This window comes from Vibrio sp. 10N.247.311.47, from assembly GCF_041467535.1.
Taxonomy (GTDB): Bacteria; Pseudomonadota; Gammaproteobacteria; order Enterobacterales; family Vibrionaceae; genus Vibrio; species Vibrio crassostreae_C.
Genome location: NZ_JBFSUR010000002.1, coordinates 153,025 through 177,460, shown reverse-complemented (window position 1 = coordinate 177,460; position 24,436 = coordinate 153,025). Strand labels below are relative to the sequence as shown.

At 45.4% G+C, this 24,436-nt stretch carries 19 protein-coding genes; 6 read left to right on the top strand and 13 right to left on the bottom strand.

Features of this window, described 5'->3' with window-relative positions; genetic code table 11:
* Positions 1–4: 4 nt before the first annotated feature.
* Positions 5–1,633 (top strand): ABC transporter ATP-binding protein, encoded by a 1,629-nt coding sequence (locus AB6E51_RS02355; protein WP_372057737.1) that lies wholly within the window; start codon positions 5–7, stop codon positions 1,631–1,633.
* 595 nt (positions 1,634–2,228) lie between these two features.
* Here the strand turns inward: AB6E51_RS02355 and AB6E51_RS02350 are convergent.
* The 5 genes from AB6E51_RS02350 to AB6E51_RS02330 form a co-directional block, all read right to left on the bottom strand.
* Complete coding sequence (locus AB6E51_RS02350) at positions 2,229–3,650, bottom strand: glycoside hydrolase family 1 protein (protein ID WP_102332271.1); 1,422 nt, start codon at positions 3,648–3,650, stop codon at positions 2,229–2,231.
* A 57-nt stretch (positions 3,651–3,707) separates the two neighbouring features.
* Positions 3,708–5,111, bottom strand: coding sequence for a glycoside hydrolase family 1 protein (locus AB6E51_RS02345; RefSeq protein WP_102332272.1), 1,404 nt, complete (start codon positions 5,109–5,111; stop codon positions 3,708–3,710).
* A 31-nt stretch (positions 5,112–5,142) separates the two neighbouring features.
* Positions 5,143–5,448: a PTS lactose/cellobiose transporter subunit IIA gene (locus AB6E51_RS02340; RefSeq protein ID WP_102332273.1), complete on the bottom strand. Its 306-nt coding sequence runs from the start codon at positions 5,446–5,448 to the stop codon at positions 5,143–5,145.
* A 65-nt stretch (positions 5,449–5,513) separates the two neighbouring features.
* Positions 5,514–6,836, bottom strand: coding sequence for a PTS sugar transporter subunit IIC (locus AB6E51_RS02335; RefSeq protein WP_102332274.1), 1,323 nt, complete (start codon positions 6,834–6,836; stop codon positions 5,514–5,516).
* 13 nt (positions 6,837–6,849) lie between these two features.
* Positions 6,850–7,158, bottom strand: a complete 309-nt coding sequence (locus AB6E51_RS02330; protein WP_102332275.1) for a PTS sugar transporter subunit IIB — start codon at positions 7,156–7,158, stop codon at positions 6,850–6,852.
* A 312-nt stretch (positions 7,159–7,470) separates the two neighbouring features.
* Between AB6E51_RS02330 and AB6E51_RS02325 the strand changes: the two genes are divergently transcribed.
* A complete protein-coding gene (locus AB6E51_RS02325; protein WP_102332276.1) occupies positions 7,471–8,493 on the top strand; it encodes a LacI family DNA-binding transcriptional regulator in 1,023 nt (340 codons plus the stop codon).
* 274 nt (positions 8,494–8,767) lie between these two features.
* Here AB6E51_RS02325 and AB6E51_RS02320 read toward each other — a convergent pair whose 3' ends face one another.
* Entirely contained in the window at positions 8,768–9,187 is a 420-nt protein-coding gene (locus tag AB6E51_RS02320; protein WP_102332277.1) for a substrate-binding domain-containing protein, read from the bottom strand.
* A gap of 53 nt (positions 9,188–9,240) precedes the next feature.
* Between AB6E51_RS02320 and AB6E51_RS02315 the strand changes: the two genes are divergently transcribed.
* Positions 9,241–9,423 (top strand): hypothetical protein, encoded by a 183-nt coding sequence (locus AB6E51_RS02315; protein ID WP_004732782.1) that lies wholly within the window; start codon positions 9,241–9,243, stop codon positions 9,421–9,423.
* Positions 9,424–9,560: 137 nt separating this feature from the next.
* Here the strand turns inward: AB6E51_RS02315 and AB6E51_RS02310 are convergent, their stop codons facing one another.
* Together AB6E51_RS02310 and AB6E51_RS02305 are read right to left on the bottom strand one after the other, a co-directional pair.
* Positions 9,561–11,621 carry a prolyl oligopeptidase family protein gene (locus AB6E51_RS02310; protein WP_372057736.1) on the bottom strand — a complete coding sequence of 687 codons (2,061 nt, stop codon included), beginning with the start codon at positions 11,619–11,621 and terminating at the stop codon, positions 9,561–9,563.
* An 11-nt stretch (positions 11,622–11,632) separates the two neighbouring features.
* Positions 11,633–12,550, bottom strand: coding sequence for a LysR family transcriptional regulator (locus tag AB6E51_RS02305; RefSeq protein ID WP_009846145.1), 918 nt, complete (start codon positions 12,548–12,550; stop codon positions 11,633–11,635).
* Between the two features lie 247 nt (positions 12,551–12,797).
* Between AB6E51_RS02305 and AB6E51_RS02300 the strand changes: the two genes are divergently transcribed.
* The 3 genes from AB6E51_RS02300 (at position 12,798) to AB6E51_RS02290 (ending at position 18,848) form a co-directional block, all read left to right on the top strand.
* Complete coding sequence (locus AB6E51_RS02300; protein ID WP_372057735.1) at positions 12,798–14,492, top strand: L-lactate permease; 1,695 nt, start codon at positions 12,798–12,800, stop codon at positions 14,490–14,492.
* 201 nt (positions 14,493–14,693) lie between these two features.
* Positions 14,694–15,833: an FMN-dependent L-lactate dehydrogenase LldD gene (lldD, locus tag AB6E51_RS02295; RefSeq protein ID WP_048663885.1), complete on the top strand. Its 1,140-nt coding sequence runs from the start codon at positions 14,694–14,696 to the stop codon at positions 15,831–15,833.
* A 159-nt stretch (positions 15,834–15,992) separates the two neighbouring features.
* Positions 15,993–18,848 carry an FAD-binding and (Fe-S)-binding domain-containing protein gene (locus AB6E51_RS02290; protein WP_372057734.1) on the top strand — a complete coding sequence of 952 codons (2,856 nt, stop codon included), beginning with the start codon at positions 15,993–15,995 and terminating at the stop codon, positions 18,846–18,848.
* Positions 18,849–18,969: 121 nt separating this feature from the next.
* On the opposite strand, the gene AB6E51_RS02285 is transcribed toward AB6E51_RS02290, so the two are convergent.
* The 5 genes from AB6E51_RS02285 to AB6E51_RS02265 form a co-directional block, all read right to left on the bottom strand.
* Positions 18,970–19,212, bottom strand: coding sequence for a hypothetical protein (locus AB6E51_RS02285; RefSeq protein WP_065583577.1), 243 nt, complete (start codon positions 19,210–19,212; stop codon positions 18,970–18,972).
* 152 nt (positions 19,213–19,364) lie between these two features.
* Complete coding sequence (locus AB6E51_RS02280) at positions 19,365–21,101, bottom strand: ABC transporter permease subunit (RefSeq protein WP_372057733.1); 1,737 nt, start codon at positions 21,099–21,101, stop codon at positions 19,365–19,367.
* Between the two features lie 4 nt (positions 21,102–21,105).
* Complete coding sequence (locus tag AB6E51_RS02275) at positions 21,106–22,635, bottom strand: ABC transporter substrate-binding protein (protein WP_372057732.1); 1,530 nt, start codon at positions 22,633–22,635, stop codon at positions 21,106–21,108.
* A 48-nt stretch (positions 22,636–22,683) separates the two neighbouring features.
* Complete coding sequence (locus AB6E51_RS02270; protein ID WP_372057731.1) at positions 22,684–23,535, bottom strand: ABC transporter ATP-binding protein; 852 nt, start codon at positions 23,533–23,535, stop codon at positions 22,684–22,686.
* Positions 23,532–24,290, bottom strand: a complete 759-nt coding sequence (locus tag AB6E51_RS02265) for an ATP-binding cassette domain-containing protein (protein ID WP_102321379.1) — start codon at positions 24,288–24,290, stop codon at positions 23,532–23,534. The genes AB6E51_RS02270 and AB6E51_RS02265 overlap by 4 nt, the downstream gene beginning before the upstream one ends.
* Between the last annotated feature and the right edge of the window lie 146 nt (positions 24,291–24,436).

Sequence of the window (24,436 nt, the reverse complement as noted above, 5' to 3'; positions counted from 1 at the left end):
TATCATGTCGGACCGGGCTCTTCTTAAAGTCAATAACCTCTCCGTTAGCTTCAAAACCAACGATGGAATCGTTGATGCGGTGAAAAAGGTTAACTTTACCCTTAAATCCAGCGAAACCTTGGCCATTGTTGGTGAATCAGGTTCAGGTAAATCAGTCTCTTCTAACGCACTCATGCGTTTGCTCCCTGATAACGCCATCATTGATGCTCAATCTGAAATAGAATTTGAGGGGCAATCAATACTTGGCAAGACTGAACGAGAAATGCAGTCGATTCGTGGCGACAGAATCGGCATGATCTTTCAAGAGCCGATGACATCTTTGAACCCATACCTGCGCGTCGGCATTCAAGTGGCAGAAGCTATTATGTGGCATCGTAAAGTGTCAAAGTCTCAAGCCAAACAGCGAGTGATTGAGCTGTTTAATCTTGTGCACTTGCCAATGCCAGAAAAGTCGTACACCAAGTACCCTCACGAATTTTCGGGTGGTCAGCTGCAACGCATCATGATCGCAATGGCGCTGATTAATGAACCGGATATCCTGATTGCTGACGAGCCTACAACTGCATTAGATGTAACGGTTCAAGCTGAAGTGCTTGCTCTTATCAAAGAGATCCAAGGTAAGATGGGAATGGCAATTTTGTTCATCACCCATGACTTAGGTGTGGTGAAACACTTTGCAGACCGCGTGCTAGTGATGTGTAAAGGTGAGCTCGTAGAAGAAGGGATGACTCAATCTTTGTTCGATAGTCCTAAACATGATTACACAAGAATGCTCATTAACTCGATTCCGAAAGGCGCTAAGGTTCCTGTTGAGGCGACAGCCCCAGAACTATTGTGTGCTGACGACATCCGAGTTCAGTTCTTGGTGAAATCACACTTTATCAAGAGTAAAAGCCAGTACTTCGAAGCCGTAAAAGGCATTTCGTTGAATCTTAAGCAAGGCGAAACGCTAGGCATTGTTGGTGAATCTGGTTCAGGTAAATCAACCCTTGGACGTGCATTAATCGGCTTGCTGCCGAGTACCGGACGTATTGTTTACAAAGGCCAAGACGTTAGCTTATTAAATGATAAAGAGCGTCACAAGCTCAAGAAAGATGTCCAAATGGTGTTCCAAGATCCTTATGGTTCTTTATCACCACGCATGACAGTTGGGGAAATCATCACCGAAGGCTTAACGGTGCATCAACCTCATCTATCCAAGCAAGAACGTTTAGAAAGAGCGCGCAAAGCATTGATTGAAGTTCGCTTAGAGCCGAATTCAATAAACCGTTATCCACATGAGTTCTCTGGCGGGCAAAGACAACGTATCGCGATTGCTCGCGCACTGATTCTAGAGCCCTCTTTCATTTTGCTGGATGAACCGACTTCAGCACTCGATCGCTCAGTACAACTGACCGTGATTGACCTGCTGAAAGACATTCAAGCCAAGCACAATATCGGCTTCCTGTTCATCAGCCACGATCTCTCGGTAGTGAAAGCACTGTCGGATCGCGTACTGGTGATGCAGAAGGGCGAAGTAATGGAAGAAGGGTCTGCAGAAGAGATTTTCAATGCGCCGAAAAACAACTACACCAAGAAATTAATCGCTGCGTCATTCGACTTAGAAGATAAATCGAAAAAAAATGCCGCATAAAGGGAACTAATCAACATTAACAGCGTCTTATAATTACATTCTGAATAATCTCCTAATGGATTGAAATCTAGAATGGATATAGCAAAACTGGTTTGGCCGCCAAAAGAGAAATGTCGCATGGATGCGACATTTTTCGTTTCTGGCGTATATGAAAAATCAACTCAGTGATTCGCGCCAGTGATTATGAAGGTTTGCTAAAATTAACGGACTTTAAACAGAGTTCGCTGGTAGTAGTCGAAGAGCGGCTTAGTTCAACTCGTTTTTGGACAAAAGTGTTTTAGTAACATTGTTAACCTAGCAATCAATAAGTTAGCTAAAAAGCCACAAAGATGACTAAGTTCATCAATTGAATTCCTCTACTCTGGAGCACCTATCATTGTGTTGTTAAGTTGACGTTCTATTTTTCTGCACCTACGACGTCTTTTTACTTAACTCATCATCTACCGGGTTATAGAGTTCACCGGCCAACACTTTCTCACGTTCAGTCTTTTTTTATTCTTTGCTTTTATGAAAGCGCTCGAAGTCATAATATTAATGATTTTACTTTTTGGTCAAAAACGAGCTATTGACATTTTTTGCAATAGCTCGCTTGATTTTAAGCGGGGTATTTAAGGCTTTCCCCTCGACTCGCTATAATGTCCTTATACCAATGGAAAGAAGCTTTTTTCTTTCTGTCTAGGTTGTTTTGATGGTCTACATAAATGAAGCCATATTGCTTTTTATAGCCATTCAGCCAACTGAGTAAGTCAATTGCAGACCATGCATAATAACCTTGAATGTTCACACCTTCATCAATGGCTTTTTTTACAGCCACTAAATGGTCATTAATGAAGTTAATTCGAGGAATGTCGCATATCTCTCCCTCAATGATTGGGTCTTCATCACCGAGGCCATTTTCAGTGATGTACATAGTGACATCACCATAATAGTCTTTGAGTAGTCTCAAACCATCAACAAAGCCTTCCGGTGAAATCTCCCAACCCCACTTGGTGTAACGCTTATCTTTCATTGATACGCTGCGGTATTCACCATCAAAGCTTGGGTTGCCAGGAGCACCTGTGGCATTTTCTCGTGAATGCTCAACGTGTTCTGCTTGGCCTAGAATTCTTTCTACTCGTACGGGTTGATAGTAGTTCAAACCAATAAAATCGTTGAGTGGAGCAGCTTGGGTTAATGCGAGTCTTTCTTCCTCAAGTATTTCAGGCATCCAGCCACGCTCTTCAAGAATCTTCAAAACATAGTCAGGGTAGTGACCTTTCAAGATAGGGTCATAGTACCAGTTGATGCCGAATTGATTTGCGTGACGCTCTGCCCATTTGTTGTCGATGCTATCGTCCACTGAAAAAGCAGGAGAGAATACGTGGCTTAAGCCGATATCACCATATTGATTTAGCTCTTTGTATGCGAGTACTGCTTTCGCATGTGCTGAAAATACATTATGAGTGGCTTGAAAGTAGAGCTTAGGCTCATCCTTAATACCTGGTGGATGGGCGCCAGCAAGGTAACCATGACCACAGAAAACAACGGTTTCATTGAAGGTTATGAAGTGTTTAACACGGTCCCCAAATGCTTCAAAACAAACTTTGGCATAGTTAACAAACGCATCAATGGTTGCTTTATTCGTCCAGCCGCCTTGTTTCTCTAGCTCCAATGGTAAATCCCAATGGTATAAAGTCACAAATGGTACAATGCCGTAATGTAAGCATTCATCAATAATGTTGTTGTAGAAATCGATGCCTTTTTGATTCACCTCACCAGTACCGTTAGGAATAATTCGAGGCCAAGCGATAGAAAAACGGTATGACTCTAGCCCCATTTCTGCCATGAGTCTAATGTCTTCTTTATAACGGTGGTAGTGATCTACAGCTAATTCACCCGTTGTATTTTCAAAGGTTTTGCCTGAGATTTTAACGAATTCATCCCAGTTACTCGGGCCCTTACCGTCTTTATCGATTGCGCCTTCTATTTGATAAGCGGCAGTGGCTGCGCCAAACAGAAAACTGTTGGAGAATTTCATAGTCTTTTCCTAGTTTAATTGAATGCTTGGAGCGTAGGCTCCAAGCATTCAGACTGGTTATGCAGTGTGTTTAGAGATAAGAGCGTTGTACCAATGGAAGCTTGCCTTTTTAGAACGTTTCATCTCTTTTAGGTCAAACTCTTCACGGTCAACATGAATAAAACCATAACGTTTAGCACAACCTTGGTGAGTACTGACTAGGTCAATTGCAGACCAAGGACTGTAACCGAAGACCTCAACACCATCAGTGATAGCAAGCTGAACTTGGTCAATATGTTGCTGTAGATATTCGATGCGGTAGCTATCATCAATTGAACCGTCAGCTTCGACGGTATCAAAAGCACCTAGACCGTTCTCAGTCACAATAAGAGGTAGAGCATAACGCTCGTAAATTTCACGCATTGTGGTACGGAAACCAACAGGGTCAATCTCCCAACCAAACTCGTTTTTCACTAGGTTCGGGTTCTCAGTACCACGGTAAGCACCGACTTCACCAATCGTGATTTGTTGGTCGCCAGTTGAGTTGATGTCGCTCTCATCACCAGTACTTTCAGCAACGGTTTGCGAGTTGTAGTAGTTAAAGGCGATAAAGTCAGGCTTAGCTTGAGCCATAATGTCCATATCGCCGTCTGCAATCTCTGGTGTTGCATCACGTTCTTTTAAGAATCGCATCGCTGTTGGGTTGTAGCGACCATAAACTGCCATATCTAGGTATAGCCAGTTACGAATTGCCGAGAACGTGTTCGCTGCAAGAACATCTTCTGGTTTTGAAGATGCAGGGTAAATCGTTGAAATATTTGGCGCAGGACCAATTTTAGCTTGAGGAAGCATATCGTGACAAAGTACCATTGCTTTGGCTTGTGCTAGCAACATGTGGTGGTTTTGTTGGTATAGATCTTTCACCGGGTTCTCACCGCTAACACTCTTGGTACCAATGGCATCACCGTGCAAGATCATCATATTTTGTTCATTAATTGTTAGCCAGTACTTAACACGGTCACCGTACAGCTCGAATAGTGTTTTAGAGTACAGTGCAAACGCATCAACAGTGTCACGATTTGACCACCCGCCTTTTTGTTGTAAAGCGTATGGTAAATCAAAGTGATAAATCGTTAGGATAGGCTCAATATTGTGCTTGATCAGTTCGTCGATTAAGTTGCTGTAAAACTCCACGCCTTTCTGGTTAATTTCACCGTCACCATTAGGGAAGATACGCGTCCAAGCCACAGAGAAGCGGTATGCTTTCAAGCCTAGCTCTGCAAATAGTGCTACGTCTTCTTTGTAGTGGTGGTAGTGGTCACTGGTAACTTTAAAATCTGTTGTACCCTCGACAATTGGAGCCATATCGATAACTGATGGTCCTTTACCGTCTTCGTTCCAAGCGCCTTCAACTTGGTAAGCTGAGGTTGACGCGCCCCAAAAGAAATCGGTAGGGAAAGGAGTTAGATTCTTAGGTTTCATGTTTATCTCTTTATTTTAATCTGTTGTTATTTTATTGAATTTTACGGTGTAGGTTGATTAGCTCTTCAATCAACTCACGAGCAAGCATTGCAGTCATAATGTGGTCTTGAGCGTGAACCATGATTAGGTTCACTGGCACTTTTCCTTCACCTTCATCCATTCCAATGAGCTCAGTTTGAACCTTGTGAGCACGCTTTGATGCCTCAGTAGATTGTGTTAGTAATGAGTCAACTTCTGCCCATTCACCTTTCTTTGCATTCTGTAGCGCTTGCATTGCTAGGCTTTTTGACTCGCCAGCATTGATGATCAATTCCATTACGGTTGATTCTAGTTCCATGTGGATATCCTCAATATTTTTGATGAATAGAGTGGTAGTACCCACTCTATTGAGTTAGATGAATGTTACGCGAAGCTTTGTTCACTAGATTTGTTATCTTGAGTAGAATTTGTGTCTTGAGGCTGCTCTTCTGCAAGCAACTGTTTTTCGTAAATTTTGAAGAATGGGTAGTAAACAACCAGATTTACACCAATTAGAATGAACACCAGTACAGCATTGTTTAGCTGCCATCCAGCTCCCCAAGCTGCACCTATTGGTGCTGGTGCCGTCCAAGGAACCAGTGAAACCATTTTGCCAATCCAGTCCATACTCGTCGCGAAGTAAGCGATGATAGCGTTGATCATTGGAGCGCCGACAAATGGAATGAACATAATAGGGTTCATAACGATTGGTGAACCAAAGATTACAGGTTCATTGATGTTGAACATTGCAGGAACTACACCAAGACGACCGATTGTTTTAAGGTGAGCAGATTTACTTCTCAGGTAAAGTAGAACTAATGAGAATGTTGCACCAGAGCCGCCTAATACAATAAAGAACGACCAGAATGGTTCAATAAACACTTGAGGCAGTTCCATTCCTGCAGCAAGAGCTTCTTGGTTTACACCTAGGTTGTAAAGCCAGAAGGGTGCCATGATGCCAGAAACGATTGCTGAACCATGAATACCAGCAAACCATAGAGTATGTGCAACAAGTACAGCAAGTAAAATCGCCGGCAATGTGTCAGATGCTGATACCAATGGCTGGAATAGAGCCATAATTGCACCTGGAATTAGCATATCGAAATTGTTTTGAATTAGAAGGTTTAGTGGATAAATCGTAACTATCACGATCATTGTTGGGATCAGCAGGTTAAATGACTGACGAATTTTATCAGGCACCTGCTCCGGCATTTTAATGCCAATATTATGAACTTTTAAGAAACGAGTCAGTTCAGTAACAAAGATCGCAACAATGATTGCAGTAAAGATACCAGTGCCACCAAGGTACGTTGCAGACAGAGCACCATCTTTCATCGGTGCTGCTATCAAAAGAAATGACATCAATGAAAGCATTGCCGTTGGTAGGGCATCTAACTTGTAGCTATTTGCTAGGTTATACGCGATACAAGCAGAGATATAACATGACATAATCCCCATACTCATATTAAAAGGGGTCATGATTTCATCAAAATAGGTGGATGACATTGAAATCCACCATTGACCTAAGGCAAACGCGGTATCTTCCGAAAAAGGAGGAAAAGCAAACACAAGCAAGAAAGAACCCACGATCATGAAGGGCATTGCGCCAATGAAGCCGTCACGAATTGCACACACGTGCTTTTGAGTTGCCAGTCGGCCTGCTATCGGTGTTAAGGTGTTTTCTAGAAAATCGAATAATGCTTTCATCGTGATATCCCTCTTATTGATTTAGCATTGTGATTGCATCGTTAAGGATTTTTTCGCCTTTCATCATGCCGTAATCCATTTGATTCATTACAGAAATTGGTTTGTTAGCAGCATCAGCAATCTCTTTGAAATCATTGAGTTTGTATTTAATTTGTGGACCTAGTAAAACGCAATCGAAGTTTGGAAGGTTCGACTCGAATTCATCTAATCCCACAGCTTCAATATGCGCTTCAATCCCTTTCGCTGCCGCAGATTGCTTCATTTTGTTTACGACCATGCTAGTAGACATACCAGCAGCACAGCACAATAAAATGTTGATCATGATTTAGTTCCTTTTCTTATTAATTTATCACTTAATCTAGTAAGCGTTGTAGAGTACGAGAAAAATGTAACCGGTTACAGAAACCGGTTACAGAAACCGGTTTCACTTGTGTGAGAAATGTCATAAAATATCGTTACTCAATGCTACAATTGATGACGGGCATCACATTAGGTAAGAAATCGGGTTCGAATTTAGGGGTTACTATGTTCTAGTAGACAGTAAGATAACTTTATTTTTTGATAATTGGTCCATATAAACAATAACTTATAATAATATCCAAACGTAACGTGGGTAAGTGATGAAAGGAATAGAATGAGTACCATTGTTGATGTCAGCAAACTTGCTGGAGTCTCCAAAGCAACAGTCTCGCGTGTGATCAACGGCACAGGTCAGGTTAAACAATCGACAAAAGATAGTGTCTTCGCCGCGATGGAACAGTTGGGTTACCGTCCAAACCGGACCGCTCAAGCTTTAGCGACAAATAAAACTGATACAGTGGCATTGGTACTGTCTAACTATGACAGTACTAGGTGGGGGGTACTATTACAGCAAATCTCAATTCAACTTCAATCAGAAGGCAAAACACTAACAGTAATCGATGGTAAGAATGACCCTCAACATGAATATGAAGTAATTAGACAACTAGAAGGGCAATTTGATGCCATTTTGCTTTATAGCCGAACCCTATCTGATGAGCATATACAAACGTTAGAATCACAACTGTCCGTGCCTTTTGTTGTGTTAAACCGTGCCTCTATGGCAGGGAATTACCATTCAGTATCCATTGATCAATCTAGTCTTATCGTGACCGCAATGGAACATTTGATTTCATGCGGTCATAAGAGCATCGCATGCATAACTGGTCCAATAGACAACCCAACAGGAAAAGCTCGTATCGAAGGTTATAAGCGAGCTTTAGAATCATCTAGATTGCCTTATAATCCATCTTTAGTGTTATCCGGTGATTACCATATAAGAAGTGGATATGATCTGTGTACCAACCTCTTGAAGTTAAATGTGAAGTTTACGGCGATTCTCGCATTTAACGATAATATGGCTTTAGGAGCGATTAAAGCTTTGTCAGAAGAAGGGGTTCACGTTCCAAGTCAAGTATCTGTTATTGGTATAGATAATGATCCTTTTGGTGAGTTTTCAACCCCAGAATTAACGACCATAGACTTACCGATTGAACTCATGGCACAGAATGCTGTTAAGTTAGCGTTAAAGCTACGTGATGAAGCTGTTCCATATGAACCGAAAATCTTAAATGGAAATTTAATAAGTCGAAATTCAGTGACCCCATTCCATGCGAATAAGTCTTGGTTAAGTTTCTAAAACCCTGAGGTGTGTGATTCATACAAAGCTCTCCTCGGAAAACAGCCCCAAAACGAACCATTAAAGATGGCTGACTCGTCAGTCCTTTTTCCATTGTTGTAGCAAACTTTGGGGCAAAAGTGTTTTAGCTTACCTGCCCCGTATTGAACAATATGAACGCGCAAATATAAGCGGTGAGATCGATAGCTTTACTCAGCGGTATTCCTGCACCATGGTTCGCATTGACATCAGTACGAATCATCACAGGCGCACCACCTTGATGCTTGTCTTGAAATTAACGATACAAAGATTTGGTCGACTCTCTCACAATTAAATCAATCTGAGGCAACCTTGCTTCATGTCGCTCGCCAGATAACAAGTTCAAGATCGACTGAGCACACACTTCACCAATCTCTTCAATTGGCTGCCTTAATGTTGTTAACGCGGGTGTGAAATACTTCGACGTTGGTAAGTCATCAAACCCAATCAATGACACATCTTCTGGCACTTTATAACCGTGATCGTGTAGCGCCTTAATCGCCCCGTAAGCGGTTTGGTCGTTAGCAGTAAACAAGGCGGAGAAGTGAACCCTAGATTCTAACTCTTGGATTCGTTTTTCTAATGCTTCGATATTAGTATCAGCAGCAAAAGAAGAGAGTGAAGCAAGCGATGCCGCCACTGCGACCGTTATTGGCAAAAGCTTAAATTTTTGCATTGTATTTCCCTATTATTTTTTTGAGTTTTCATCGAACAGGGAAATATTAAGCAATGAAAGAGTTGAAAAGTTGGTCGCTGTTCACACTGATAAATCAGCTTAAATGCCATGAAACTTTTAGAAAATCCATGACGAAAACTACTGATTTTAGATCAACAGGTTATAGTGAAAAATGCGTAAAATATCAGCTTGAAATCGCTTTCATTTCATCAGTAATGGTGGCGGCTATCACGTAAAAGGGTGCCGAAAAGCAAAGAGAACGAGGTGTGAATTTGATTGGTTTTCATATATATGAAAAACCTCAAAATCTAAGGTAGATTTTGAGGCTTCTTGGTCTGAGTAAAATACCCAGTTATCTAGAATCAAGCATTCGTTAAAGTGAATCTAGAGACGCAACCCCCATATTGAACAGGGTAAATGCGTAGATATCAGCAGTGAGATCGATAGCTTTACTCAGCGGCATACCTGCCCCATGCCCTGCATTGACGTCAATACGGATCACCACTGGCACGCCACCTTCATGCTTATCTTGCAGCTCTGCAATGAATTTATAAGAGTGAGCAGGTACCACGCGGTCGTCGTGATCAGCGGTCGTCACCAGTGTTGCTGGGTAATCGACGCCTCGTACAACGTTATGAACCGGGGAGTAACCCAGCAGGTATTCGAACATCTCTTTATTTTGCGCTGACGTGCCGTAATCGTACGCCCAGCCTTCGCCAGACGTAAATGTGTGGTAACGCAACATGTCCAACACCCCAACCGCAGGTAAAGCCACTTGGAACAGCTCAGGCCTTTGTGTCATGCAAGCGCCAACCAACAAGCCTCCGTTAGAACCGCCGCGAATCGCTAACTTATCGCTACTGGTGTAGTTCTCTTCAATTAAGAACTCTGCAGCAGAAATGAAGTCATCAAATACATTCTGTTTTTGTTGTTGTGTACCGGCTTTGTGCCACGCCTTACCGTATTCGCCACCACCACGTAAGTTCGGCACTGCATACACACCACCCAATTCCAGCCAACTGCCCACCGTGCCCGAGAAAGAAGGCGTTAGGCTAACGTTAAAGCCACCATAGGCGTACAACATGGTTGGAGTATTACCGTCTAACACTAATCCCTTCTTGTAAGAGATAAGCATCGGAACCTTGGTGCCATCCTTCGAGGTATAGAAGACTTGTTTAGACTCAAATTGATCCGACTCAAACGGAGACTCAGAGCGTTGGTAGATTTCAGAGCTTCCAGATTCAACATCAAAAGAGAAAATCGTTGGCGACGTTACATAGTTGGTAAAGGTGTAATGAAGCTGGGTTTGCTCTTTTTTACCACCCAAACCACTAGCCGTTCCTAGCCCGGGTAAATGAATTTCACGAACTAGGCTACCTTGGTAATCCAGCTGCTCAATCTTAGACACCACATCCACCATGTAATGAGCAAACAAGTAACCACCACCAGTGCTGATATCTAACGGCTGTGGCTTTTCAGGAATGATATCGAGCCACTGTTGACTGCTAGTATCAAAGCTCACCACCTTGCCATTAGGCGCATCGAGATTGGTGTATAGAATGAAGGTCTCATCTTGGTTATCGATGAGATAAGTGTCGCTATCCACATGATCAATCAGCGTGTTCAGCGATTGTTCCTCTGAACCTAAATCGATATAGAACAGTCTGTTACCCGATGTCGACTCTCGCCCTAGAATGATCAAGTAACGGTCGTCTTCGGTGGTATAGCCTGATACATAGCGGTGCTGCTCAGCGTTGTTCTCACCAAAGATAACTTTGTCGCTAGCTTGCTCTGTACCCAACTCATGGAAGTAAAGTTTGTGCTGTTCGGTACGTGCAGAAAGCTGGCTGCCGTCTGGCTTGTCGTAACTAGAGTAATAAAAGCCGCGATTACCCAACCAAGAAATACCAGTAAATTTGGCGTCAGTGATTTCGGCTTCAAGCTGCTGTTTAGTCTCGGTATCAATCACGAAGATCTTGCGCCAGTCGCTACCACCTTCAGAAATGCTGTACGCCACTAAGCTGTAGTCTTTAGAAAACGACACCGAGCCTAGAGATGTGGTGCCGTCTTCCGAGAAGGTATTCGGATCTAGGAATACTTCAATCGACTGACCTTCTTTCTGACGATAAAGAATACTGTGATTCTGCAGTCCATCGTTCTTATAGAAGTAGGTGTAATCTCCTCGTACAAACGGTTGTGAGCTCTTTTTGTAGTCTTGCGCTTTCGCTAATCGCTCTCGCAGTTCTGCGCGATACGGGATTTGAGCAAGGTAATCGAATGTGACTTCATTTTGACTCGCCACCCATTGCGCGGTTTCGTCACTTCTGTCGTCTTCTAACCAGCGATATGGGTCTTCGATTATCTGACCGAAATAGTCATCACTGACGATCTGTTTGTTGGTGACTGGATATTGATACTCTTTTAAATAGCTCATCGTGATCCTTATTAAAAATAATGTGAAATCGTCAGATAACGCGTTCTGATGTGTTCAATCAATAACTTAATCTTGTTCGGTGGCTGACGAGTGAACGGGTACACCGCATAAATACCCAGCTTTTTACCGACTAAATCAGGGAAGATATCCACCAGCTGGCCGTTACGAATATCGTGATACACCAGACAACGTGGCACGTACGCCACACCATGACCGCCCAAAGCGGCTTTTCGTAATGCCGTCGCGTTATCGGTAGAGAAAGAGCCAGAGACGCGCACGATGTATTTGTCGTTGTCGGTACAGCCATCCTTACTGTGTAAGAACTGCCACTCACTAGCGCCTGTCGTTTGATAAGCGTATTGCAAGCAATTGTGCTCAACCAAATCCTTGGGCTGCATCGGCTTACCGTTCTTAGCGATATAAGATGGCGAGGCACACACCACCCATTGTGAATCCAATATATGACGAGCAATGAGGCTTGAATCTTCCAAGTAGCCGGTTCGAATCACCAAATCGAGACCATCCTCAACCAAGTCGACAAAGCGATTATTCAGAGACATATCGACCGTTAAACCTGGGTGCATATTACAAAACTCGGCCACAGCGTCTGCGAGAATCAAATCTCCGGAGATAGTAGGCACTGACATTTTGATATGACCACTGACATTTTCACCAAAGCCTGAAACTGCGTCCATAGCCTCTTGAGCCGCCTGCTTCACATTTTTGGCTCCGTGTAACATTGCCTTACCCGCCTCGGTAAGCGTCAATTTACGCGTGGTTCGATATAATAGCTGCACGCCAATCTCTTCTTCCAAACGCGCAATTCTCTTACTAACTACCGAATTTGTAAGGTTATTTTGTTCTGCCACCTTACTAAAACTACCCAGCTCTACTACCTGTGAAAACAGGATCAAATCGTCTGCTCGCATTTGATTATGCCAATTTTGGAATTAATTATTTTCATTATTTCCCTATATCAATAAAAAATAAAGGGGTAAATTCACGCCAAATTAACAAAACAATTACAAAAACAGCTTTTGCAATCACATCGGTTACAAATAAAGCGACTCTAATTACAACAATTGAATCCTCGAGATTCAGATTACACCTACAAAACTAATGACGTGTTATTCACTTCAAACATGAACGTTTGAAAACAAGTACGAGGAAGTACCCATGAGTGAAACTCTACTAGCATTATTGGCCTTTTCGCCAATAGTTGTTGCAGCGATTCTGCTGGTTGGCCTTAACTGGCCTGCAAAAAAAGCGATGCCAGTGGCATTTGCATTAACCGTTGCTATCGCCCTATTCGCATGGGATATGTCTAGCACTCGCGTGCTGGCTTCAGTATTCCAAGGCTTCGGCATTACCGTGTCGGTTCTCTGGATTGTGTTTGGCGCCATCTTCTTATTAAACACTTTGAAACACACCGGAGCTATCACCACCATCCGCAACGGATTTACTGACATATCAGCAGACCGTCGTGTACAAGCGATCATCATTGCTTGGTGTTTTGGTTCATTCATTGAGGGCGCATCTGGCTTCGGCACACCCGCTGCAATCGCCGCTCCCTTACTCGTTGCAATCGGCTTCCCAGCATTAGCTGCGGTACTGATGGGCATGATGATTCAATCTACGCCGGTATCGTTTGGCGCGGTTGGTACACCTATCATTGTTGGCGTAAACAAAGGTTTGGATACGCACAACATCGGTGAAAGCCTGATTGCCAATGGTTCAACATGGGATGCTTACCTACAACAGATCACATCAAGTGTTGCGATCATCCACGCCTGCGTTGGTGTGATGATTCCTGTATTGATGGCGATGATGCTGACTCGCTTCTTCGGTAAGAACAAAAGCTGGACTGAAGGTCTTGATATCCTGCCGTTCGCACTGTTCGCAGGTGCCGCTTTCACCATTCCTTACGCACTAACGGGTGTTTTCCTAGGTGCTGAGTTCCCATCACTGATTGGTGGTTTGGTTGGCCTTGCGATTGTTGTAACAGCAGCAAAACGCGGCTTCCTAGTACCTAAATCAAAATGGGATTTTGAGAGCGAAGACAAGTGGCCTGCAGAATGGCTAGGTTCTCTGAAAATCGACCTTGACGACAACAATCAAGGCCATAAGAAGATGAGCATGGCGATGGCATGGGCACCATACGTGCTGCTAGCGGTGACCTTGGTTGCGAGCCGCGTGAACCCTGAATTCAAAGGCCTACTGAAGAGCGTTAGCCTATCGTTCAGCAACATCCTTGGTGAAACCGGTGTGAGCACTGCGATTCAGCCTCTGTATCTACCGGGCGGTATCTTGGTCTTCGTCGCGCTGGTTGCTGTTCTCATGCAATCTCGCAGCGCAACGCCACTGGCTAAAGCCTTCGGTGAATCGAGCAAGACTCTGATTGGCGCAGGCTTTGTGTTGGTGTTCACCATCCCAATGGTTCGTATCTTCATTAACTCTGGTGTGAACGGCGCAGATTTAGCAAGTATGCCCGTAACCACGGCAAACTTCGCAGCTGACCTCGTTGGTAGCGCATTCCCAGCATTGAGTGCAACGGTTGGTGCGTTAGGTGCCTTCATTGCAGGTTCGAACACAGTTTCAAACATGATGTTCAGCCAGTTCCAATTCGAAGTAGCGCAGACTCTGACTATCTCTAGTGCGGTGGTTGTTGCTCTACAAGCCGTTGGTGCAGCAGCAGGTAACATGATTGCGATTCACAACGTGGTAGCGGCATCAGCAACTGTTGGCTTGCTAGGACGCGAAGGTGCAACCCTACGTAAGGCAATCATTCCAACGTTCTACTACTTGGTGATGACAGGCATCATCGGCCTAGTGGTTATCTACGGATTCAAAATGACCGACGCACTTATGTAAACCATAAGTCGTTCAAAAGCACTTGGCGTTAATACTCAATTCCCCGACAGCGACACCGTCTAATAAGACAGTTGATGAGTTCCGGGATGGATACTAGAGCACATCAACACCCATGGGTATTAACGCCATTTTCCCGAATTAAAGCAGCCCAAACCAAGCTCTCAAAGAAGAGCAACATCCCAAGAATTTAGGACTGAAATTATGATCATATCCGCATCGACTGATTACCGCGCCGCAGCAAAAGCGAAATTACCACCGTTTCTTTTCCACTACATTGATGGTGGCTCTTACGGAGAACATACCCTACGTCGCAACACGGCTGACCTAGCTGAGATTGCGCTAAAACAACGCGTACTCAACGACATGTCGGACCTAAATTTGGAAACCGAACTATTTGGCGAGAAGCTAGCGATGCCAATCGCACTGGCGCCTGTTGGTTTAACGGGTATGTACGCAAGACGCGGTGAAGTACAAGCAGCAAAAGCCGCCGACAACAAAGGCATCCCTTTTACCATGTCGACCGTGTCGGTATGTCCGATTGAAGAAGTTGCACCTAAGATTGAACGCCCAATGTGGTTCCAACTTTACGTGTTAAAAGACCGTGGCTTCATGAAGAACGTTCTTGAACGCGCTAAAGCCGCTGGCGTCACAACACTGGTCTTCACCGTGGATATGCCCGTACCCGGCGCTCGCTACCGTGACATGCACTCAGGAATGAGTGGTCCAAATGCAGCAGTACGCCGCGTATTCCAATCTATGCGTCATCCTAGCTGGGCAGTTGATGTTGGCTTGTTAGGTAAGCCACATGACCTAGGCAATATCTCAACTTATCGTGGTTCTCCTACCAAACTGGAAGACTACATCGGTTGGTTGGGCGACAACTTTGACCCATCAATTTCATGGAAAGATCTAGAGTGGATCCGTGATTTCTGGGACGGCCCTATGGTCATCAAAGGCATTCTTGATGAAGAAGATGCAAAAGACGCCGTGAGATTTGGCGCAGACGGTATCGTCGTTTCAAACCACGGCGGTCGTCAGCTTGATGGTGTTCTATCAAGCGCTAAAGCATTACCTGCAATTGCAGATGCAGTAAAAGGCGACACTAAGATTCTGGTCGACTCTGGCATTCGTACTGGCTTAGATGTAGTGCGCATGATGGCGATGGGCGCAGATTGCACCTTACTTGGCCGCTCATTCGTCTACGCGTTAGCGGCTCAAGGACAAGCAGGCGTTGAGAACCTACTCGACCTGTACGACAAAGAGATGCGCGTTGCGATGACTCTAACTGGCGCCAAGACAATCAAAGACTTAACCCGTGAATCTTTGGTGGGGCTAGATTAAGTCCGTTGATTCACTGTAATGCTTTGGTCTACTTAGACCGAAGTTCAATCGGTGTCACAGCAATTCCACTGCCGTTGTGACACCGTTTAAGCACTGGAAAATAAAATAAAAAAACAAAAAAGCAAATCAGTGCCAAATAAGAAGCACAAGGAAGCAAAGATGGAGACAAACACATCCCATGAGCGAGTAGTAGATCCACAAGCTTATAAGCAGCTTGAAGCGATACTGGCTCAAAGAATAGAAACAGAACGCATTGTCACACAAGAGGCAAAGCGCTTGGCTTACGGCACCGATGCGAGTTTCTATCGCTTGGTACCGAAAATGGTTCTAAGGCTGAAAAACTTAGATGAAGTGATATTCACTATTCAAAGCTGTCGCGAACTGGGCATTCATTTTACCTTTCGCGCTGCGGGTACCAGCCTTTCAGGCCAAGCCGTTTCAGACTCGGTACTTATTACTCTGACCGACGACTGGCGTGGCCATGAAATCGTCGACAACGGCAATCAGATTATCCTTCAACCGGGTGTGATTGGTGCTGATGCTAACAAATACCTCGCCCCTTTCCAACGTAAAATCGGCCCAGACCCAGCCTCTATCAACACCTGTAAAATTGGCGGTATTGCCGCGAACAACGCCAGCGGTATGTGTTGTGGTACTGCGCAAAACTCCTATCGCACCGTCGAGAGCATGAAAATCGTATTGAGTGATGGTTCCCTGCTTGATACGGCAGATAACGCCAGCGTTGAAGCTTTCAAGCAATCACACAAAACGTTGTTTGAAGGCATTATTGATTTACACAGACAGACTAGCTCAAATCAAGAACTGGCAGACAGAATCCGCCACAAGTACCGTCTTAAAAACACCACCGGCTACGCGCTCAATGCATTGGTCGATTACCACGACCCAATTGAGATCATAAAACACCTGATGATTGGCTCAGAAGGCACACTAGGCTTCATAGCCGAGATCACTTACAACACGGTGATTGAACACCCGAACAAAGCTTCAGCGCTATTGGTGTTTGCCGACATAGAACAAGCCAGTAAAGCTGTGACTACGCTATCTAAAACTCCGGTTGCTGCTGTTGAGTTAATGGATGGTAGGGCGCTACGTTCTGTCGCGGATAAACCGGGTATGCCTGCGTTTATGCCAAACCTAGATTTAGAAGCGGCGGCTATTTTGGTGGAATCACACGCCAGCTCCCAGCAGGACTTAGATTTACAATGTAAATCAATTTTGGATGCATTGGCTGATTACACGATTGTTGAATCGGTCCCTTTTACGTCCGATCCAAAGACTGTTGCAACCCTGTGGGCCATTCGAAAAGGCATGTTCCCTGCGGTTGGGGCCGTTCGTGAAGTTGGCACAACCGTTATCATCGAAGACGTGGCTTTCCCTGTTGAAAACCTGGCTAACGGTATTCGAGAGCTGCAAGAGTTGTTCGATAAATACGACTACAGCGAAGCGATCATTTTCGGCCATGCACTCGAAGGCAACCTTCATTTTGTGTTTACCCAAGGCTTCGACAGCCAAGAAGAGATCGACCGTTACGGCGGTTTCATGGATGACGTTGCCGAACTGGTTGCGGTGAAATACCAAGGTTCTCTAAAAGCAGAGCATGGTACTGGTCGTAACATGGCGCCTTATGTGGAATTGGAATGGGGCAAAGACGGCTACGCCTTGATGCAACAGATCAAAGCGCTGTTTGACCCAGAAAGGCTGCTTAACCCCGGCGTTATTATTAACGACAATCCAAATTCACACATCACCAATTTGAAGCCAATGCCTGCTGCCGATGACCTTGTCGATCGCTGTATTGAGTGTGGCTTCTGTGAGCCTGTTTGTCCGTCTCGTACGCTCACTCTATCACCACGCCAACGTATTGTTTTATATCGCGAGCTACAACGCCGCCGCGCTGCGGGCGAAGAAATAGAAGCAAGCGAACTAGAGAAGACTTTTGAATACCAAGGCATTGATACCTGCGCCGCAACTGGCCTATGCGCCGAACGTTGCCCAGTGGGAATCAACACCGGCGATTTGATCAAGAAGCTTCGTATTGCCAAATACGAGAAATTTACGCCAATCGCTAAGTGGACAGCGGATCATTTCTCGACCACCACTAAACTTACCAAGGCTGGCCTCAAAACCAACCAAGTGGCGAGCAAAGTATTAGGCGCAAATACTGTCGGCAAGCTAACCAACGGCCTGCGCTCTATCACCAAAGGTGCGACACCCGTTTGGATGCCTGAGATGCCGCAATCCAACAGTCACTCGCTAGTCTCATCACCAGTGACGGCGGAAAACTCAAGCAATCATAAGAAGGTGGTTTATCTGCCTTCGTGTGCCAGTCGAACCATGGGGCAACAGAACGATGCGGGCGACCAACGTCCTCTAACTGAAGTGACCATGTCTTTGCTTAACAAAGCCGGATTTGAGGTTATTCTTCCGAAGAAGCTAGACGACCAATGTTGTGGCATGCCTTACGACAGCAAAGGGATGACCGATTTAGCCCAATCTAAAGCTCAACAGCTCGAAGAAGTGTTGTGGCAGGCCAGTCGTCAGGGTGAATACCCAGTCTTAATGGATACTAGCCCATGCGCCAAACGCAGTATTGAGCAGTTCACCAAGCCATTAGAGGTGCTAGAGCCGACAGGGTTTGTGAATCAATACTTGCTAGAGCACCTGACGCTTGAGCCACTGAAAGAAACCGTAATGCTGCATGTCACGTGTAGCTCTCGTCGAATGGGCTTAGAAGGCGCGATGTTAAACCTTGCTAAAGCGTGTACCGAAGAGGTGATTGTTCCAGAGCATATTCAATGTTGTGGTTGGGCAGGTGACAAAGGCTTCACTACACCAGAGCTGAATGAGGCGGCGGTACACCCACTCAAGGAACAAGTGCCGAGCAACTGCACTCGTGGCTTTAGTAACAGCCGAACCTGTGAGATCGGTTTATCACACCACAGTGGCATTCCGTATCAATCAATCTTGTACTTGGTGGACGAAGTGGCGCAGTAGATCCACTCATACTGCGAGCAACGTGCTCTAGCTTAAAACGAAAAATGGCAGCCCAATCAGGCTGCCATTTGTTTATTCGATTTAAAACGTATTACCGAGCTAGATATTGCTGAGCTAGCGGCTACTGAGCTAAGCGCACCAACTCTTCTGGCGAGTAGTGTTCTGCTTCTGCGCCTTTGGCGATTAAGTCGATCACTTGGAACTCATTCATGTCACCAAACTCTTTGGTTACGTAATCACGGAACGCTTTCTCGTTCGGCCATTTGCCTCGCACGATATAGCCATCTTCCTTATCGAAATCTTCCGTCTCAAAGAAAGAAAAGTCGGTCATACCAATATTGTGGCAATACAAAACGAGATACATGTTGAATCCTTTACACTTAACTAGGGCCTGTTTAACTTTCGAGCCGATCAAAAAGCGTCTCTAAAAAGCAGGGCTAAGGTTACAACATAAATGCTAAATCGAATACCCAATCGGATCGTCAATTTAGAAACCTCAGCGACCGGATCTTTACGTTAGTCATCAAACATCAAGTTAATGGCTGCACCCAACAAGATCAGCCCAACAATTGGCCCCATGACTGCTAATGGCGCGCGCTCAATGTATGGAAGGTTCTCTGCGATCATCAAACCCCATTCAGGTGTTGGTGGCTTTGCCCCTAATCCGATGAAGCTCAGCGAGGTCAGACTTAGAGTGATAACCGGTAGCCTCAACATCGCGTGTCTTAACAACGGTGGCAACACATACGGAAGCAAGTAGAAACGGAAGATTCTAAGCTTACTGGTGCCCCATAGTGGCGCGAGGTGTGTATAAGGTTGAGCCTTGGCTTCTACGATCAAGCTTGAGCAGTGTGCAGCTAGCGGCGCCCACGACACCAATACAATCGCGATTAATGCGCTGTTCGGATTCATCCCCGTTAAGCCTGCAACAAGCAAGCCTGCAATGATGTATGGGATACCCTTAGTGATCTCGATAAGGCCTTGGCTAAAGCGGGTGTTGAAACCCATGATGATGCCCGTCACCAAGCTCAAGAACGTTGCCAATATGCCGGCTTGGAAGGTCGCAATCATACCAGAACCAATTCTCGCCAGTAGGTCTCGACCAATGCCATCTGCGCCCAAAGGTGCTTGCCAACTCGGATCCGCTAAGCGAGCAAATTGACTGGTGTATGGGTCACGAAATGCAGCCCAAACCACGATTGAAATCAGGAATGAGAGTATTGAAAAAGCAACAGCACGCTTGGTGCGGCTTTGTGTAAAACGAAACGAAGAGTGGCTACTGATGAGCTTGCCGCTTTTCAGGCTGTGGCCAAGAATCAATTGCTGAACAAACAAGCTCATGCTGCTCACGGCAATTGAAAATAGCAGCAACACCAATAAGCCGCCTTGCAGAATTGGTAAATCTTGCGCCTTGGCTGCACCAAGAATCATGCGCCCGATACCAGGGATCGAGAAGATAAGCTCAACCGCGACTGCGCCACCAGTTAAGCCAATCACGATCATCGCGATTTGCGGGATCAGACTACTCAGCGCTCTTTTCAACGCAAAGCGAATAATTTGGTTGGAGTGAACATTGGCACTGAGCCAGGTGATCACCCAAGGTTCATTTAAAACGCGTTGTAAACTGTCTCTGAGTAGGCGACTAAACAGGCCACTGGCAGGCAATGCAAGCGCTAAGCTCGGTAGCCAGATGTCTTGCCAACCTTGCCAACCATACGGCGGCAGCCAACCTAACCAGATAGAGAACACCAGTATTAATACCGAGGCCACTACGTACTCTGGCAACGATATTAATACCGTACTTAAACTGCTGTAGCTCTGCCCCAGCTTGCCCTTCTTCCAACTGCGTAAGGTGGCAAGCAGGCCTGCACCACACAGTACGAAAGTCATCACCAGTGCGCTAGACATCAAAAACAGAGATGTAGACGCTGTTTTTTGAATACCTAGTGCAACCGAAGAACCATCAATCCATGATTCACCTAGATCACCTGAAAAAGCACTTCCTACCCAGTCGATCAGGCGCTCAATGGCTGAACGGTCAAGCTGAAGATCAGCGCGTACCGCCGCTAAAGCTTCAGGCGTAAGCAGGTGTTGTTGCCCCGCCCTAGCCCGCAGAATAGATTGGCTTGGATCGATGCCTGCAATGTCAGGCATCAAACCAACAAGAATCACCACCACAATCAGTGAGGCGATTCTTGATAGCCAAGGCGTCAAGATAAATAGAGTTCGACGCAGAGTCTCAGCAGATAACATTTATTTAGTTAGCCTGTGTTGCCGGGTTAACTTGTGTCGCTTTTTTGACCTGTGTAGTTTGGTCAACCAAGCGACGTTCACTTGGGTCACGAACGACATTGCTTACACGCTCACTTTCACCTTGAATCACACGTTCGTGAAGCAGCGGGATAGCCGCGAAATCGTTAAGGATTTTTTGTTCAGCTTCGATGATCGCTTGGTGACGCAGCGCACCTAGCGGTTGTAGGTCAGCGTGATTCAGTGCTTTATCTACCTCTTGAGAACAGAACTGGCCAAGGTTGAATGAACCCTTACAACCAAAGTCGCTCATCATGTAAGCCACTGGGTCACCCGAATCTAGAACCGTTGCACGAGAAAGGATAAACGCGTCAAACTTACCAGATAGCGCATCGTTCTCGATCTGAGCATATTCACGAATATCCAGCTCAACCTTGAAACCAGCCGCTTCAAGTTGTTGCTTCAGTAGCGCTGCCACTTCTGGAAGCTCTGCACGGTCGGTAAAGGTACCAATAACAATGCTTTCGCCGTTCGCTTTTAGCGTTTTGTCAACTGCCTGACCTTCAGGTCGAATTGGTTCAGCCCAAGCAAGTGCAGGACCTAATAGACCTTGTGCAATATCCGCGTGGTTCTCATAAACGGTATTCACGATTTGCTCTCGGTCCACCGCAGCCGCCGCAACCTTACGCAAGTTAATATCGCTGAATACGCCTGACTTGTTGTTTAGGTAAAGCGTATTGGTACGAGGCATCGCCACTTCATAAAGTAGGTTCGGATCAATGGTCGCGATTTGTGAAACGGGCACTGCTTCAACGATGTCTGCCGTGCCTGTTCTTAGAGCTGCAGCACGAGCAAAACCGTTAGGAACGTATTCTGCAATCACAGATTCAACCTGTGCTTTTTGACCCCAGTAGCCATCGAAACGTTTTAGCTTCGCGCTGGTTGTACCGTTAATTTCAGTCAACTCAAACGGGCCCGTACCTGCACCCATTGGGCTAACACGGCCATCTTCTTGGTAAGCACTTGCTGCAAGAATCGCTAATTGAGGGCTTGATAAACGGCTTGGTAAAAGAGGGTCATCAAAGCTGGTCTTGATCTCTACGCGGTAGTTGTCCATCGCTTTCACTTCGAGATCGACACCATCTAGAATGCGTGGCTTAGGTGCAGCCTCAAGCGCTTTCTGCAAAGAGTTCACTACGGATTCTGCTGTTAATGTAGAGCCATCGTGGAATTTAACGCCTTGGCGAATCGTGAACTGCCAAGTCAGAGGATCAAGATGTTTCCAATCAGTCGCTAGCATTGGTTCTGCTTCTGAGGTTGGGCTCAAGTTGACTAACGTTTCAGCCGTGCTCCAACGTGATAGTTTGAACGCGTCATCAGAAAGTGGCGATAGGCCCGTTCTTGGTGGTTGCATCATCGCAACTCGAATTTCAGATTTTACTGCGGCATCGCTAGACCCTGGTTGAGAGTCAAAACAGCCCGTCAAAGGCAGAGCCAACGCAAGCGTGCAAGCCAGTTTGATTGAATTAAAACGCATAATTATTTTTTCTCTGTAGCTGTATTTTTTTAATAAATAAGGTTGTGTTTAACAAGTAGATTTCGAAAGAGGCTGAGACTCGATCAGCATCTGAGTCGCAGGATGAGCAGGTTTACTCATCACTTGATCGGTCGGTCCGTGCTCCACCATTTCACCATGGTCGAGTACCAGTATTTCTTCACAAAGGGCTTTTGCGGCACCTAAATCGTGAGTAACCAAAATAAGGCGCATATCGCGCTTCTTTTTTAATGAATTAACCAAGTCCAACAACCTTTGGCGATTCACTGGGTCAAGGCTGGCAGTAGGTTCATCGGCCACCAGCACTGCGGGTCTAACGACAAGAGCCCGAGCAATAGCCACACGTTGAGCTTGGCCTGTAGAAAGCTGATTAGGTTTCAGTGATAACAAAGTGGCAGGTAAGCCCACATCCAACAGCGTCTCTTCAATAATGCTTTCATGGTTGCCAGAAACATCTAAGTTGCTTAGCGGCTCGGCTAAGATCTGTCGAACGGTATAGTAAGGGTTGAGGCTAGTGTGGGGCTCTTGAGGCACCAATTGAATCAAGCGACACACCGTTGCTTGCGCTTTGCTATCGCGAATTGGGAGCGAATAACCGAACAAGTTTATTTGACCAACGGTTGGCGCTTTAAGGCCAAATAGCAGTTCAATTAACGTTGATTTACCGGCACCAGAACGCCCAACAATTGCTAGGCTTTTGTCTTCAACATTAAGGTCTATGTTCTGTAGCGCTTTGAACGCTTTACCACCCAACCAACTTGGTACGGAGTAGTAGTGAACACTCACATTGTCGAACTTAATCTCTATCGGTGTTTGTGTTTCTGAATCAGTCACTGGCATTAATGGCGAGGCTTCTGAGTTTAGTGATAAGGTCGAGCTCATTCGATTAAGTCTCTCAATGAACAGCAGAAAGCGTGAGAGCTCGACTCAAGTGCATGTTTCGGTGCACCGTAAGCCACCACACCACCATCATCGATGACTAACAGCTTGTCACACGCCAACGCGCTATGCAGGTCATGGGTGATGAGTAAACCACCAATTTGACGCTGTTTAACATTGTGTCGAATCAGCTTAAGTATCTCTTGCTCTGTCACCGGATCTAACGCACTGGTTGGTTCATCGGCGATGATAATATCGGCGTTACTCAGCAAGCCAATCGCAATACACACACGTTGGCGTTGCCCACCCGAAATTTGGCTCGGGTACAACGGCAAGATGGTTTCTGGATTAGGAAAACCAAGTTGATTCAGCAACTCGGTAATTTGAATTTTTTCTTTTGATTTAAGCTTAGTGCGAGTTCCCGTCAAGGCAAGGCAGAGTTGACCTTCTATTGAAACCAGAGGGTTCAAAGCTTGAAGCGCATCTTGGAAGATAACTGCGGGGCGCTGTGTGGCAGTTCTTTGCAACATAGGCAAACCACATACCGCTTCACCAGACAGAGAAATATGACCTTCAACCTCGACCGTTTCTGGCAGAAAACCCGCAATCGCACGTGAAAGCATCGACTTACCAATGCCTGACGGTCCCATGATCGCCAACAGCTCACCTCGATAAACATCGAAGTGGATATCTTGGAAAAGGGTTCTCGAAGAGGTTTTGATCGTTAGGTGGTCAACAGACAAAAGTGGGGTGTTCACGCAGATACTCACAGATAGATGTTATAACATAACAACATTATCATTTAGCTGAGGCGATGAAAAGCGGACATTGAACTGTATCGCGTTTTACTTACAATTTTATTGACCATTTATAGTGAGTCATTACATACAAAAAAGCGCTCACC

Bases quoted from the DNA above. Each gene is read 5' to 3' on its own strand.
- AB6E51_RS02320 (WP_102332277.1), bottom strand. From the start codon at position 9,187: ATGCAAAAATTTAAGCTTTTGCCAATAACGGTCGCAGTGGCGGCATCG.
- AB6E51_RS02290 (WP_372057734.1), top strand. From the start codon at position 15,993: ATGGAGACAAACACATCCCATGAGCGAGTAGTAGATCCACAAGCTTAT.
- AB6E51_RS02285 (WP_065583577.1), bottom strand. From the start codon at position 19,212: ATGTATCTCGTTTTGTATTGCCACAATATTGGTATGACCGACTTTTCT.
- AB6E51_RS02355 (WP_372057737.1), top strand. From the start codon at position 5: ATGTCGGACCGGGCTCTTCTTAAAGTCAATAACCTCTCCGTTAGCTTC.
- lldD (WP_048663885.1), top strand. From the start codon at position 14,694: ATGATCATATCCGCATCGACTGATTACCGCGCCGCAGCAAAAGCGAAA.
- AB6E51_RS02305 (WP_009846145.1), bottom strand. From the start codon at position 12,550: ATGCGAGCAGACGATTTGATCCTGTTTTCACAGGTAGTAGAGCTGGGT.
- AB6E51_RS02350 (WP_102332271.1), bottom strand. From the start codon at position 3,650: ATGAAATTCTCCAACAGTTTTCTGTTTGGCGCAGCCACTGCCGCTTAT.
- AB6E51_RS02280 (WP_372057733.1), bottom strand. From the start codon at position 21,101: ATGTTATCTGCTGAGACTCTGCGTCGAACTCTATTTATCTTGACGCCT.
- AB6E51_RS02270 (WP_372057731.1), bottom strand. From the start codon at position 23,535: ATGAGCTCGACCTTATCACTAAACTCAGAAGCCTCGCCATTAATGCCA.
- AB6E51_RS02345 (WP_102332272.1), bottom strand. From the start codon at position 5,111: ATGAAACCTAAGAATCTAACTCCTTTCCCTACCGATTTCTTTTGGGGC.
- AB6E51_RS02325 (WP_102332276.1), top strand. From the start codon at position 7,471: ATGAGTACCATTGTTGATGTCAGCAAACTTGCTGGAGTCTCCAAAGCA.
- AB6E51_RS02340 (WP_102332273.1), bottom strand. From the start codon at position 5,448: ATGGAACTAGAATCAACCGTAATGGAATTGATCATCAATGCTGGCGAG.
- AB6E51_RS02335 (WP_102332274.1), bottom strand. From the start codon at position 6,836: ATGAAAGCATTATTCGATTTTCTAGAAAACACCTTAACACCGATAGCA.
- AB6E51_RS02330 (WP_102332275.1), bottom strand. From the start codon at position 7,158: ATGATCAACATTTTATTGTGCTGTGCTGCTGGTATGTCTACTAGCATG.
- AB6E51_RS02275 (WP_372057732.1), bottom strand. From the start codon at position 22,635: ATGCGTTTTAATTCAATCAAACTGGCTTGCACGCTTGCGTTGGCTCTG.
- AB6E51_RS02300 (WP_372057735.1), top strand. From the start codon at position 12,798: ATGAGTGAAACTCTACTAGCATTATTGGCCTTTTCGCCAATAGTTGTT.
- AB6E51_RS02315 (WP_004732782.1), top strand. From the start codon at position 9,241: ATGAAAGAGTTGAAAAGTTGGTCGCTGTTCACACTGATAAATCAGCTT.
- AB6E51_RS02310 (WP_372057736.1), bottom strand. From the start codon at position 11,621: ATGAGCTATTTAAAAGAGTATCAATATCCAGTCACCAACAAACAGATC.